Source organism: Mycobacterium simulans (assembly GCF_900232995.1).
Lineage (GTDB): Bacteria > Actinomycetota > Actinomycetes > Mycobacteriales > Mycobacteriaceae > Mycobacterium > Mycobacterium simulans.
On the sequence record NZ_OCVX01000003.1, the window covers coordinates 2,860,643 to 2,873,493 of the forward strand.

General features: G+C 65.3%; 14 protein-coding genes and 1 pseudogene. 9 read left to right on the forward strand and 6 right to left on the reverse strand.

Going from position 1 to position 12,851, the window contains the following annotated elements; all coding sequences use genetic code 11:
• The 4 genes from MSIMFI_RS13795 to MSIMFI_RS13810 all read right to left on the reverse strand — a co-directional run bounded on the left by MSIMFI_RS13795 (nucleotide 1) and on the right by MSIMFI_RS13810 (nucleotide 3,924).
• Nucleotides 1-1,341, reverse strand: coding sequence for a lytic transglycosylase domain-containing protein (locus MSIMFI_RS13795; protein ID WP_191497618.1), 1,341 nt, complete (start codon nucleotides 1,339-1,341; stop codon nucleotides 1-3).
• 114 nt (nucleotides 1,342-1,455) lie between these two features.
• Nucleotides 1,456-2,010, reverse strand: coding sequence for a DUF1003 domain-containing protein (locus tag MSIMFI_RS13800; RefSeq protein WP_191497619.1), 555 nt, complete (start codon nucleotides 2,008-2,010; stop codon nucleotides 1,456-1,458).
• Complete coding sequence (locus MSIMFI_RS13805; protein WP_191497620.1) at nucleotides 2,007-3,314, reverse strand: magnesium transporter MgtE N-terminal domain-containing protein; 1,308 nt, start codon at nucleotides 3,312-3,314, stop codon at nucleotides 2,007-2,009. The genes MSIMFI_RS13800 and MSIMFI_RS13805 overlap by 4 nt, the downstream gene beginning before the upstream one ends.
• Before the next feature lie 61 nt (nucleotides 3,315-3,375).
• Complete coding sequence (locus MSIMFI_RS13810; protein ID WP_191497621.1) at nucleotides 3,376-3,924, reverse strand: DUF4190 domain-containing protein; 549 nt, start codon at nucleotides 3,922-3,924, stop codon at nucleotides 3,376-3,378.
• Between the two features lie 181 nt (nucleotides 3,925-4,105).
• On the opposite strand from MSIMFI_RS13810, the gene MSIMFI_RS13815 reads away from it, so the two are divergent.
• The 6 genes and pseudogenes from MSIMFI_RS13815 to MSIMFI_RS13840 all read left to right on the forward strand — a co-directional run.
• Nucleotides 4,106-4,633, forward strand: a complete 528-nt coding sequence (locus MSIMFI_RS13815; RefSeq protein WP_186244208.1) for a general stress protein — start codon at nucleotides 4,106-4,108, stop codon at nucleotides 4,631-4,633.
• Nucleotides 4,634-4,664: 31 nt separating this feature from the next.
• The gene (locus MSIMFI_RS13820) at nucleotides 4,665-6,077 is read left to right on the forward strand and encodes an extracellular solute-binding protein (RefSeq protein WP_191497622.1); all 1,413 of its coding nucleotides are present in this window, start codon (nucleotides 4,665-4,667) and stop codon (nucleotides 6,075-6,077) included.
• A 14-nt stretch (nucleotides 6,078-6,091) separates the two neighbouring features.
• Nucleotides 6,092-6,973, forward strand: coding sequence for a carbohydrate ABC transporter permease (locus MSIMFI_RS13825; protein ID WP_191498189.1), 882 nt, complete (start codon nucleotides 6,092-6,094; stop codon nucleotides 6,971-6,973).
• A gap of 4 nt (nucleotides 6,974-6,977) precedes the next feature.
• Entirely contained in the window at nucleotides 6,978-7,802 is an 825-nt protein-coding gene (locus MSIMFI_RS13830; protein ID WP_191498188.1) for a carbohydrate ABC transporter permease, read from the forward strand.
• Between the two features lie 4 nt (nucleotides 7,803-7,806).
• The gene (locus tag MSIMFI_RS13835; RefSeq protein ID WP_191497623.1) at nucleotides 7,807-8,985 is read left to right on the forward strand and encodes an ABC transporter ATP-binding protein; all 1,179 of its coding nucleotides are present in this window, start codon (nucleotides 7,807-7,809) and stop codon (nucleotides 8,983-8,985) included.
• Nucleotides 8,982-9,503, forward strand: a pseudogene (locus MSIMFI_RS13840) (suppressor of fused domain protein); the annotation flags it as partial. The gene MSIMFI_RS13835 and the pseudogene MSIMFI_RS13840, both read left to right, overlap by 4 nt.
• A gap of 77 nt (nucleotides 9,504-9,580) precedes the next feature.
• Here the strand turns inward: MSIMFI_RS13840 and corA are convergent.
• Nucleotides 9,581-10,708 carry a magnesium/cobalt transporter CorA gene (gene corA, locus MSIMFI_RS13845; protein ID WP_191498190.1) on the reverse strand — a complete coding sequence of 376 codons (1,128 nt, stop codon included), beginning with the start codon at nucleotides 10,706-10,708 and terminating at the stop codon, nucleotides 9,581-9,583.
• 185 nt (nucleotides 10,709-10,893) lie between these two features.
• On the opposite strand from corA, the gene MSIMFI_RS13850 reads away from it, so the two are divergent.
• The 3 genes from MSIMFI_RS13850 to MSIMFI_RS13860 are packed head-to-tail and all read left to right on the forward strand — an operon-like array spanning nucleotide 10,894 to nucleotide 12,629.
• Entirely contained in the window at nucleotides 10,894-11,883 is a 990-nt protein-coding gene (locus MSIMFI_RS13850; protein ID WP_191497625.1) for a malate dehydrogenase, read from the forward strand.
• A gap of 58 nt (nucleotides 11,884-11,941) precedes the next feature.
• Nucleotides 11,942-12,208 carry an antitoxin gene (locus tag MSIMFI_RS13855; RefSeq protein WP_191497626.1) on the forward strand — a complete coding sequence of 89 codons (267 nt, stop codon included), beginning with the start codon at nucleotides 11,942-11,944 and terminating at the stop codon, nucleotides 12,206-12,208.
• Nucleotides 12,195-12,629, forward strand: a complete 435-nt coding sequence (locus MSIMFI_RS13860; RefSeq protein ID WP_191497627.1) for a type II toxin-antitoxin system VapC family toxin — start codon at nucleotides 12,195-12,197, stop codon at nucleotides 12,627-12,629. The genes MSIMFI_RS13855 and MSIMFI_RS13860 overlap by 14 nt, the downstream gene beginning before the upstream one ends.
• A gap of 35 nt (nucleotides 12,630-12,664) precedes the next feature.
• Here the strand turns inward: MSIMFI_RS13860 and MSIMFI_RS28140 are convergent.
• Nucleotides 12,665-12,851, reverse strand: a 187-nt coding sequence (locus tag MSIMFI_RS28140) for a hypothetical protein (RefSeq protein ID WP_263597380.1), incomplete at its 5' end; no start/stop codon positions are given.

Sequence of the window (12,851 nt, forward strand, 5' to 3'; positions counted from 1 at the left end):
TCAGCTGACCGGCGCGAGTGCCGGCTCGCCGGGTGCCGGAGGGCTGGGCGTCGGCGGCTGCGGCGGGCCGGCTGGCGGCACCGGCGGCACTCCCGCGGGCGGTGCCGGCGGCACTCCTGCCGGCGGCACCCCGGCGGGCGGCACTCCTGCCGGCGGTGCAATCACGATGCCACCAGCCGGCATCGGGCCGACTCCGGGTGGGGGCGCGTCAGGCAGGTTCTGCGAGGTAATGCAGATCAGGGTGCATCCGGGCTGCGGCGCGACTGGCGCAGGGGTGGGTGGTTGCTGCAGCCAGGGCCACATGGGTGGCATCGGAGGCATGGGATATTGCGGGAGGGGCCGAGGCGGACCGAAGTCGATCAGCGGCATGTGTTGCCCCAGCGGGTCGTTGACCCCGAGGCCGTTTTGGTTCAGCGGCAAGTCGGGCCCGAGTCCCTCGGGATGCTCGAGGTGTGCGTCGCCGATCGGCGGCGGCGGTCCGGTGATTGGTGGGAGGTCGACCGGGACCACGCCGGTCGCGTACGCCGCGGCCCAGCCCAGCACATTCTGGGCGTAGGGCATCGAGTTGTTGTAACGCAGGATCGCGGCCATGACCTGGCCCGGGTCCCGCAGGTTCAGCCCGCCGCTGCACAAGTACCGGGCGGCTGCCAGCGTCGAGTCGAATATGTTCTGTGGGTCGGGCACGCCATCGCCGTCGCCGTCGACCGCGTATCGCGCCCAAGTGCCGGGCAGGAACTGCATGGGCCCCATCGCGCGGGCGTAGGTGACGCGATTGCCGACGTTGCTCTGAATGATGATCTCGTTGCCGGGCAATGTCCCGTCCAGCGCCGGTCCGTAGATCGGGTTGACAGCGGTGCCGTGTGCATCAACGGCGCCGCCGTTTGCGTGCATCGACTCGATACGCCCGATGCCCGCCAGTAGGTTCCAGCTGATGCCGCAGCCCGGAGCGGCTGCTGCCATCTTCTGTTCGGCATTCCGATACGCAGACAGCGCCATGATCGGAATGCCCAGCGCACCAGGTGAATTCACGATCATCGGCGGTGGCGGGGCCGATGTGGTAGCGGCGGCGACGTGGAAGCTGGTTGGTGGACGCTCGACGGAGATGACGACCGGGCCGGACAGGTCAGTGTGCGGGGAGGGGGCGACCGCGGCTACCGGGGTGATTGCGGTGCGCAACGGCGGGGTCTTGCCGCGGAATGAGGGAGCCGCGCCGCCGACCGCTCCGGCGAACACTAAAGGGGTGATCACCGCTACACCGAATGCCGGCTGCGCCAGGCGAATTGCCCGCCGCCGCACCGCAGCGACGGCCGGGTGGGCACCCCAGCGTCCGCCTATGCGCACTCGACCGTCCTCAGTATGTGAGCTGTCCGGAAACTGACCTTTTTCTTAGCTTCGTGAACTAGATCACCATACATAACTCTTGTTACAGGAGTTGCGCAATGGCGGAGTTGGTTCTCACCTGGATTTCTTAGCACGCCGCTCCGCGCCGTCAGTCAGCCGGATCCGCCCGGCTTCGGGCGCTTTTGTTTGGGAAGCCGGCTGCAGCTCGGCTAGCAGGTTGCGCAGGCCCTCCAATTCGTGGCGCAGGTAGTCACGCGTGGCGACCTCGCCGATGGCCAGCCGCAGCGCGGCCAGCTCGCGGGCCAAGTACTCGGTGTCGGCCTTGGTCTGCGCGGCCCGCCGACGATCCTCCTCCAACGCAACGCGATCGCGGTTTTCCTGGCGGTTTTGCGCGAGCAGAATCAGCGGGGCGGCATAGGAGGCCTGTGTGGAGAAAGCCAGGTTGAGCAGGATGAATGGGTAGGGGTCCCAGCGCAGGCGGACTGCGAACACGTTCAGCACGATCCACGTCAAGACGAAGAGCGTCTGCACCAGCAGGTAACGGCCGGTGCCGAAGAACCGGGCGATGGATTCAGTCGTCTTCCCGACGGCCTCGGGATCGAGCCGCGGCGCAAACGGGCGCGATGTCCGGGGGGTGTACAGGCCCCGCGTCGTTGAGGACCTGCTCACAGCAATCCTCCTGATCTCGCGGGTCTGCCGGCGGGGTCCAGCTTCTGCACGTCCACGCGCCAGTCATGGGGTAGCAGGTGATCGAGCAGGTCGTCCACGGTCACCGCTCCTAACAGGTGGTTTTCGTCGTCGACCACCGGCCCGCACACCAGGTTGTAGGCGGCGAAGTAGCGGGTGGCGGCACCCAGCGGGGTCTCCGGGTTCAGGGTAAGCAGGTCGGTGTCGACGAGTCCGCCAACCAGCTCGGCGGGTGGCTCGCGCAACAGTCGCTGCAGCGGCACGCAGCCCAGGTAGTGCCCGGTGGGAGTGTCGGTGGGCGGACGTGCCACGAACACCATCGATGACAGTGCGGGCGTCAGGTCGGGATCGCGTACCCGGGCGAGCGCCTCGGCAACCGATGTGTCCGGGGTCAGCACCACCGGTTCGGAGGTCATCAATCCGCCCGCGGTGTCGGGGGAGTGCTTCAGCAGTCGTCGCACCGGATCGGAATCGTCGGGATCCATCTGGGTCAGCAGCATCTCCGCGTCGGTCGGATTCAGCACGCCCAGCAGGTCGGCGGCGTCATCGGGATCCATCTCCTCCAGCACATCCGCCGCCCGTTCGGTGCCCAGTTGTGACAGCACCTCGGCCTGGTCCGCCTCGGGCAACTCTTGCAGAATGTCGGCCAGCCGTTCGTCGTCGAGCGCCTTGTAAACCTCGTAGCGGCGCTTGCTCGGAAGTCCGCGGATGGCGTCGGCTACGTCGACCGCCCGCCGCCCCTCGAACTGGTCCAGCAGCCGCGCGACTTCCTGACCCGGCATTGCCAAGGCGGATGGCGTCAACCCGTGCACGTTTTGCCAATCGACGATGTGCACCGGACCACGCCGCCCCAGCCGTCGGTAGGTGCGGACGGCGACCCGGGTCACCACCCAGTCGCGTGTTCTTGTTTGTTCGACGCCGAGGTCGGTGATCACGACATCGGCGCCGGCGAGTTCGGGCAGGTCCGGATCGGTGACCTTCACGGGAGTGTCGAGAACCTGCCCCATCGCCAGCACCTCGCCCGGGCGCTGCTCGAAGTGACGCAATGACACGTTGCCGGTGTTGAGTGTCACCGCTTTGGGCTCGATCGCGGCTACGCGCAGGATCGGTATGAAGATGCTGCGGCGGGTCGCCAAATCGACGACCAGTCCCAGGACGCGCGGTTGTTGGCGGACGATGCTGATGCTGATGACGACGTCACGGACACGCCCGAAGGATTCGCCCAGTGGCCCCAGCACCATCATCCGCGAGAGCCGCGCCAAATAGACCCGGTTGACCGATCCCATGGTTGAGAGCGTAGGCAGTCGTGAGCGGGCTGGCAGCCGGCGCAGGGTCCTGCGGGCTTCGCTAAAGGGTGAATAACGCGATGATCAGAAAGACCAGCAGGGTCGCGACGCTGATCACGATGCCGGCCACGGCCAGGCCGTAGCCCTCTTCCCGAGTCTGCTTGACCTGGTTGAGCGCGACCGCGCCGAGCACGATGGCCACGATCGAGGCGATGCCACAACTGAGCACACCGACGATGGACGTGACCAGCGATGCGATCGCCAGGGCGTTGGTCCCGGTCTGCATGGTCCCGTAGCCGCCCAGGTAGTCCGGGTAATACCCGCCCGGATACGAGGGTCCAAAGCCGGGCGGACCTGGTGGACCAGGTGGAAAACCGCCGTACGGCGGCGGCATCGGAGGGTATTGCGCCCCGTATTGCGGCCCGCCGTATGACGGCTGGTAGCCGGGCGGGGGATAGCCGGCCGCAGGGTCGACGGGATAGCTAGGTGGATAGCCGGGTGGTTGATACGCCGGGGGCGGGTAGGGCTGCTCACCGGCCGGAGAGGCCCAAGCCGCGCCCTCTGGTGCACCGTGCGCACTCTCGTCGTAGGAGCCGCCGGGAGCTGTCATGGAGTTCAACCTAACCTATGCGCCGATGGCGGGGTGGCCGTGAAACTCCGCAAAAACAACGCCCGGGCCAGGGGATATCCGCGAGATAACGGCTGCTCGCCGGCGTCGTGGACGGTGTGCGGAGGTACCGCACCTTGCCTGGACATGAAACGATGGCTGAGGCAGAGGAGAATAAAGACCGATGACTAGCCCATTCCAGCCCGGACAGGTACCCGGTGCAAACCCCGGCGCGGCGGCGTCGGGTCGGCACGGTGTGCCCGGATTACCGACCCCGCCCAAAGGCTGGCCGGTTGGGTCGTATCCCACGTATGCCGAGGCGCAGCGTGCGGTCGACTACCTCTCCGAGCAACAGTTCCCGGTTCAGCAGGTGACCATCGTGGGCGTCGACCTCATGCAGGTGGAGCGCGTCACCGGCCGGCTGACGTGGGCCAAAGTGCTGGGCGGCGGCGTGCTGAGTGGCGCCTGGCTTGGCTTGTTTATCGGGTTGGTGCTCGGCTTCTTCAGTCCCAACCCATGGGCCGCGCTCATCACGGGTTTGGTCGCAGGGGTGTTCTTTGGACTGATCACCTCCGCGGTCCCGTACGCGATGGCCCGCGGTACCAGGGATTTCAGCTCGACCATGCAATTGGTTGCCGGCCGCTACGACGTACTCTGCGATCCGCAAAACGCGGAGAAGGCACGGGATCTGTTGGCGCGTCTGGCGATCTGACCTGGGTGGCTGGGTGTTACTGTGCTTGTCTTTGGTGAGTCACATCGGGCGCGCGCGCAAGCTAATCACGATCGTGCTGGCGGCGCTGAGCACCGCGTCGGTGGTGTCGGCGTGCGGATCCGGCGGTGGCGGGCTGGTGATCAGTCTCTATACACCGGCCACCGACGGGACGACTTTTACCGCCATTGCGCAGCGCTGCACGCAGCAATTCGGTGGCCGGTTCGCCATCCAGCAGATCAGCCTGCCCAGATCGCCCGATGAACAGCGGCTGCAACTGGCTCGACGGCTGACTGGCAACGACCGCACCCTGGACGTGATGGCGATGGACGTGGTGTGGACCGCCGAGTTCGCCGAAGCCGGGTGGACGCTGCCGCTATCGGAGGACCCCGCCGGGCAAGCCGAGGACGACGCCACCATTGACACGCTGCCGGGCCCTCTGGCTACGGCCACATGGAAGCACCGTCTATATGCTGCACCCGTTACCACGAATACCCAGTTGCTTTGGTACCGAACAGATTTGGTGAAGCAACCGCCACCGAACTGGACCGGCATGGTGTCCGAGGCGAGCCGCCTGCACACCGCGGGTCAGCCCAGCTGGATCGCCGTACAGGCCAACGAGGGCGAGGGTCTGGTCGTGTGGTTCAACACGTTGCTGGTTAGCGCCGGCGGCCAGGTGCTCTCCGAGGACGGCAAGCGCGTCACCCTAACCGATACCCGGGCGCACCGTGCGGCCACCGTCAGCGCGCTGCAGATCCTGAAGTCGGTGGCCACCGCGCCCGGCGCCGACCCTTCGATAACCCGCACCGACGAGGGCAGCGCCCGGTTAGCGGTGGAACAGGGTAAGGCCGCGCTGGAGGTCAACTGGCCGTTCGTACTGGCGTCGATGCTCGAGAATGCGGTGAAGGGCGGCGTACCGTTCTTGCCGCTCAACCGGATTCCGGAGTTGGCCGGCAGCGTGAATAACGTTGGGACCTTCGAGCCAACCGAGGAACAGTTCCGCATCGCGTACCAGGCCAGCCAGAAGGTGTTCGGTTTCGCGCCCTATCCGGGTGTCTTGCCCGGCCGGCCGGCCAAGGTGACGATCGGCGGGCTGAACCTGGCGGTGGCCAGCACCACGCGTCACAAAGCAGAAGCGTTCGAGGCGGTGAGGTGCCTGCGGAATCTGCAGAATCAGAAGTACATGTCGATCGAGGGGGGTTTGCCGGCGGTGCGGTCTTCGCTGTACTCCGACCCGCAATTCCAGGCGACGTATCCGATGTACACCATCATCCGCCAGCAACTCACCGATGCCGCGGTGCGTCCGGCGACTCCGGTCTACCAGGCGTTGTCCATCCGGCTCGCGACGGCGCTGAGCCCCATCACCGCGATCGATCCGGAACGCACGGCCGACGAACTCGCCACGCAGGTGCAAAAGGCCATCGACGGCAAGGGCCTGCTGCCGTGACGCGCGCCGGGGCAATGAGCGCCGAGCGGCGGTTGGCGTTCCTGCTGGTTGCGCCGGCGGCGATCTTGATGTTGGCGGTGACGGCCTATCCGATCGGGTACGCGGTGTGGCTGAGCCTGCAGCGCAATAACCTGGCCACCCCCAACGACACCGCGTTCATCGGGCTGGGCAACTACCAAACGATCCTGTCCGACCGGTACTGGTGGACGGCGCTTGCGGTGACGCTGGCGATCACGGTGGTTTCGGTGACTTTCGAGTTCCTGCTGGGTCTTTCGCTCGCATTGGTGATGCACCGAACCCTCATCGGCAAGGGACTGGTCCGCACCGCCGTGCTGATCCCGTACGGCATCGTCACCGTGGCCGCGTCCTACAGCTGGTACTACGCCTGGACGCCGGGCACCGGGTACCTGGCCAACCTGCTGCCGACCGGCTCGCCCTTTGGGCAAGCGCCGCTGACCCAGCAGATCCCGTCGCTGGCCGTCGTCGTCATCGCCGAGGTCTGGAAGACGACGCCGTTCATGTCGCTGCTGCTGCTGGCCGGGTTGGCGCTGGTCCCCGAGGATTTGTTGCAGGCCGCGCAGGTGGACGGCGCGGGCGCCTGGCGCCGGCTGACGAAGGTCATATTGCCGATCATCAAGCCGGCGGTCGTGGTTGCCGTGCTATTCAGGACCCTCGACGCCTTCCGCATTTTCGACAACATCTACGTGCTCACCGCGGGCGAGAACAACACCGCGTCGGTGTCAATCCTGGGCTACGACAACCTATTCAAGGGTTTCAACGTGGGCCTCGGTTCGGCGATCAGCGTGCTGATCTTCGGCTGCGTGGCCCTGATCGCGTTCATTTTCATCAAGCTGTTCGGGGCATCAGCGCCTGGGGGTGCTACCAATGGCGGCTGAGTCTATGGGCGCGCGGCGCGCCGCATTTTGGGCCGTCGTCGACACTTTAGTGGTGGTATACGCGTTGCTTCCGGTGCTGTGGATTTTCAGCCTGTCGCTCAAACCGACGTCAATGGTCAAGGACGGCAAGCTGATTCCGTCGTCGGTGACTTTCGACAACTACCGTGGCATCTTCCGGGGTGACTTCTTTAGCTCGGCTCTGGTCAACTCCATCGGAATCGGATTGATCACCACGGTGATTGCGGTCCTGCTCGGCGCGATGGCCGCGTATGCCATTGCCCGGCTGGACTTCCCGGGCAAGCGGCTGCTGATCGGTGTCACCTTGCTGATCACCATGTTCCCGGCGATCTCGTTGGTGACGCCGTTGTTCAACATCGAACGCGCCGTCGGCCTGTTCGACACCTGGCCGGGGTTGATCCTGCCGTACATCACCTTCGCGTTGCCGCTTGCCATCTACACGCTGTCGGCGTTCTTCCGGGAGATCCCGTGGGATCTGGAAAAGGCGGCCAAGATGGATGGCGCCACGCCGGGCCAGGCTTTCCGCAAAGTGATTGCGCCGCTGGCGGCTCCGGGATTGGTGACGGCGGCGATCCTGGTGTTCATCTTCGCGTGGAACGACCTGCTGCTCGCACTGTCGTTGACGGCCACCAAGGCGGCGATCACCGCGCCGGTGGCGATCGCCAACTTCACCGGCAGTTCGCAGTTCGAGGAGCCAACCGGATCGATCGCTGCCGGCGCTATCGTGATCACGGTCCCGATCATTGTCTTTGTTCTGATTTTCCAACGACGGATTGTCGCCGGGCTGACCTCTGGCGCTGTGAAGGGATAGCGCGATGGCCGAGATTGTGCTGGAGCATGTCAACAAGAGTTACCCCGACGGTCACACCGCGGTGCGCGACCTCAACATCACCATTGCCGACGGCGAATTCCTGATCCTGGTAGGGCCTTCTGGCTGCGGCAAAACCACGACGCTGAATATGATTGCCGGACTTGAGGATATCTCGTCGGGCGAGTTGCGCATCGGCGGCGAGCGGGTGAACGAGAAGGCGCCCAAGGACCGCGACATCGCCATGGTGTTTCAGTCGTACGCGCTTTACCCGCATATGACCGTGCGGCAGAATATCGCGTTTCCGCTGACCCTGGCGAAGATGAGGAAGGCGGAAATCGCGCAGAAGGTCGAGGAAACTGCCAAAATCCTTGACCTGACCGGGCTTCTGGATCGTAAGCCATCCCAACTGTCGGGTGGACAGCGACAGCGGGTCGCGATGGGCCGCGCAATTGTGCGCCATCCCAAGGCGTTTCTGATGGACGAGCCGTTGTCCAATCTGGACGCGAAACTGCGGGTGCAGATGCGCGGTGAGATTGCCCGGCTGCAAAAGAGGCTGGGCACTACCACCGTCTATGTCACCCATGATCAGACCGAGGCAATGACGTTGGGCGACCGAGTGGTGGTGATGCACGGCGGCGTCGCACAGCAGATCGGCACTCCCACTGAGCTTTACGAACGTCCCGCCAATCTGTTTGTCGCGGGGTTCATTGGCTCTCCGGCGATGAATTTCTTTCCCGCCACGTTGACGTCGATCGGGCTGACACTGCCCTTCGGTGAGGTGACCCTGGCGCCGGAGGTTCAGGAGGCGATCGCGCAGCATCCGAAACCACAGAATGTGATCGTCGGGGTCCGGCCCGAGCACATCGCCGATGCCGCGTTGATCGACGGCTACCAACGCATCAAAGCGCTGACCTTCGAGGTCAAGGTGGATTTTGTCGAATCGTTGGGCTCGGACAAGTACGCGTACTTCACTACGTCGGGTCCGGCTGTGCACGCCACCCAGTTGGACGAGCTGGAGGCCGAGGGGGAGCCGCACGAAAACCAGTTCGTGGCAAGGGTTCCCAACGAGTCGAAGGCGGCTATCGGTCAGTCGATAGAGTTGGCCGTCGACACTAGCAAGCTGGCGGTATTCGATGCCGAGTCCGGTGCCAACCTGACCATCGGAGTTCCTGCAGCGCAGTGACCCGGATTCTTGACCAAGTACGGGCACACCTGCGCGGGCATTTCGGGACCGAGCCCGATGCCGCGAGTGTGACATTTCTGGGTACCGAACCCATTGAGGTGCTCCGGTTTCGTTCCGGGACGGACGGACCGGACGGGCCAGAAGGGCTGGTGCATTACGTGTCGCTTGGCTGCTCACGCCATCCCATGGTCGATCCAACCGAGATCGTCGCCGATCCGCAACGTGGCCCGCGGGCCGAACTTGTGCTGAGCCTGCGCAATCCCGGGCCGGCCACCGGGCTGGCGCGCAGCCTGGCGATAGTGGCGGCGACGCCTGCGGTCGACGGTGTGGTGCTAACAGCCGATGCACTGATCGACCTCGGGGAACCACTGTGGCAACAAGTGCCGTTTACCGCGGTGTTGTTGGGCCGCAGTGACATTCCGGATTTGCCGCTGCAGCCGCCGCGCGACGCGGTGCGATTCTTGTCGGCGACGCCGATCACCGCGACCGAGGCAGCCCGGATCCGGCTCAAGCGCGCCGGCACGTAGTAGCCGCGAGCAGACGCTAAATCGCCCTGGACCGAGCGTTCCAGGGCGATTTAGCGTCTGCTCGCGCGTTAGAGCCAGCCGCGTTTTCGGAAGTTGCGGTAGAGGAACAGGCAGACAACGATCATTGCGCCGATCACCGTCGGGTAGCCCCACCTTGAGTCCAGCTCGGGCATGAAGTGGAAGTTCATGCCGTAGATCCCAGCGACCATGGTGGGCACCGCGACGATACCGGCCCAGGCCGATATCTTGCGCATGTCCATGTTCTGTTGCATGCCGACACGCGCCAGCGCCGCCTGTACCAGCGAGTTGAGCATGTCGTCATAGGCGACAATCTGATCCGCGGCCTCGGTCTGGTGGTCGGCGACGTCGCGTAGATACCGCCGTACTTCTTTCGAGATCAGGTCCTTGTTTTCGGTCTGCATTCGCGCGAACGCACCCGACAGCGGGGCCACACACCGGCGCAGCTCGACAACCTCGCGCTTGAGCAGGTAGATCGGTTCGACGTCAATCTTGCGGCCAGGCGCGAAAGCCACCTCCTCGATGCTGTCGATATCGTCCTCCATCAAGGTGGTCACCGCGAGGTAGTGGTCCACCACGTAGTCGGAGATGGCGTGCAGCACCGCGTATGGACCTAGCCGCAGGTGGTCCGGGTCGGCATCCATCTTGCTGCGCACATCGGAGAGCCCGCCATGCTCGCCATGGCGAACCGTGATCACGAAGTCTTTGCCGACGAAGATCATGATCTCGCCGGTTTCGACGATCTGGCGGGCCAGCACCACCGATTCGTGTGGCACATAGTTGACGGTCTTCAGCACAAAAAACAGTGTCTCGTCGTATCGCTCCAGCTTGGGCCGCTGATGGGCGTGCACGGCGTCCTCGACCGCCAACGGGTGCAGCCCGAAAACGTCCGCCACTTCCTGCATTTGGCGCTCGTCGGGCTCGTGTAGGCCGATCCATACGAACGAGCCCGGCCCAGGCTGCTCGGTCGCCTCCGGTGCGGGCTGTCCCACTTCGCGGACTTTGGCCAGGGCTTCGGTATATGGGTATTTGCCGGGCAATCGGTGACCGTCGACATAGACCCCGCAATCGACCAAGGCCTCGGCGCGGCCGGCGACGGGGTGCTGGTGGGGTTGGTGAACCCGGGGCCGCGCGATCGGCCTAAGAGCTTCGGGCAATGCGTCGAATCCTGGAAACACATCTACCTCCGATCGCACCGCAGGTCTGGCTGGGCGGTCGTCCATGGTACGCGTCCTCGCCGAACGGTGGGGGGCGGAGCGTGGCCGTCAGCAGCGGTGCGTAATGGACCGGCGATTTCGGCGCGGCCGAGGTGCGCTAGTTTCGACCGGAAACCAATCCAGGATCCATAAGGAGCAGAACCGACGTGAGCGCAAGTCCACTCAAGGTCGCCGTCACCGGTGCCGCCGGCCAGATCGGCTACAGCCTGTTGTTCCGTCTGGCCAGCGGCTCGCTGCTGGGCCCTGACCGCCCGATCGAGCTCCGACTCCTCGAGATCGAGCCCGCGCTCAAGGCGCTTGAGGGTGTCGTGATGGAACTCGACGACTGCGCGTTCCCGCTGCTGTCCGGCGTGGAAATCGGCGCGGATCCCAACAAGATCTTCGACGGCGTGAACCTGGCGCTGTTGGTCGGCGCCCGTCCGCGCACCAAAGGTATGGAGCGCGGCGACCTGCTCGAGGCCAACGGCGCGATCTTCACCGCTCAGGGCAAGGCACTCAACTCCGTCGCCGCTGACGACGTCCGCGTCGGCGTGACCGGCAACCCGGCCAACACCAACGCGTTGATCGCGATGACCAACGCCCCCGACATTCCGAAGGAGCGGTTCACCGCGCTCACGCGCCTGGACCACAACCGCGCGATCTCACAGCTGGCCACCAAAACCGGCGCCGCGGTCACCGACATCAAGAAGATGACGATCTGGGGCAACCACTCGGCGACCCAGTACCCCGACCTGTTCCACGCGGAGGTCGGCGGCAAGAACGCCGCCGGGGTCGTGGGCGACCAGTCCTGGATCGAGGATTACTTCATCCCGACCGTCGCCAAGCGCGGCGCGGCGATCATCGAAGCGCGCGGCGCATCGTCTGCCGCTTCGGCCGCGTCGGCGACTGTGGATGCGGCCCGCGACTGGCTGCTGGGCACCCCCGAAGGCGACTGGGTGTCGATGGCGGTGGTCTCCGACGGCTCGTACGGCGTGCCCGAGGGCCTGATCTCCTCGTTCCCGGTGACCACCAAGGACGGCAATTGGTCAATCGTGCAGGGCTTGGAGATTGACGACTTCTCCCGCGGGCGCATCGACGCGTCTACCGGCGAGCTGGCCGACGAGCGCAAGGCGGTCACTGAGCTGGGCCTGATTTAAGCGGTCGAGTGTATGTAGCATCTTGACGCGCGTACACGTCGGCATCATGATGACTTTTATGCGTACCACCTTGACGCTCGACGACGATGTGGTCCGCTTGATCGAGGAGGCGGTTCATCGCGAACGCCGCCCCATGAAGCACGTCATCAACGACGCGTTGCGGAGCGCCTTGGCGCCGCAGCCGGCACGCCAGGCGCCGTATCGGTTGAAGCCGCACGAGTCCGCGCTGCGATCTGGATTTGATCTGGCAGGCTACAACCGCTTGGTCGACGAGCTGGAGAACGAGGCGATCCTGGACACCGCGCGCACCCGTGATCATCCCTGACGTCAATCTGCTGCTCTACGCGGTCATCACCGGCTTTCCGCAGCACAAGCGCGCGCATGCGTGGTGGCAAGACGCCGTCAACGGCCCCACCCGCATCGGGCTGGCCTATCCGGCGTTGTTCGGCTTCCTCCGGATCGCCACCAACGCCCGCGTGCTCGCCGCGCCGCTAGCTACCACGGACGCGATCGCCTATGTGCGCGACTGGCTTTCGCAGCCGAACGTGGACCTGCTCCCCGCGGGCCCGCGCCATCTGGACATCGCGTTGGGGCTGCTTGAAAAACTCGGCACCGCCGGCAACCTGACCACCGACGTGCAACTGGCCGCGTACGGCATCGAACACGACGCCGAGATCCATTCGAGCGACACCGACTTTGCCCGATTCGCCGGCTTGAGGTGGACCGATCCGCTGCGCGACTGGTGACGGCTGCCGCTCCTGGCCGCACTCCGGATTCCAAGTCAGCCATTCAGTCCGTGCTGACCGTTGGCGCCGATGGCACCTTGACCGCCGATGGCGCCATTGGTGCCAGGGTTGAATCCGGCCCCGCCGGTGCCGCCGGCGCCGCCCGCGCCGCCCGCGCCACCGAGACCCCCGGCGGCGCCGGCGCCGGAGCCGCCCGCCTGGCCGAACAACGCCGGATAGGCC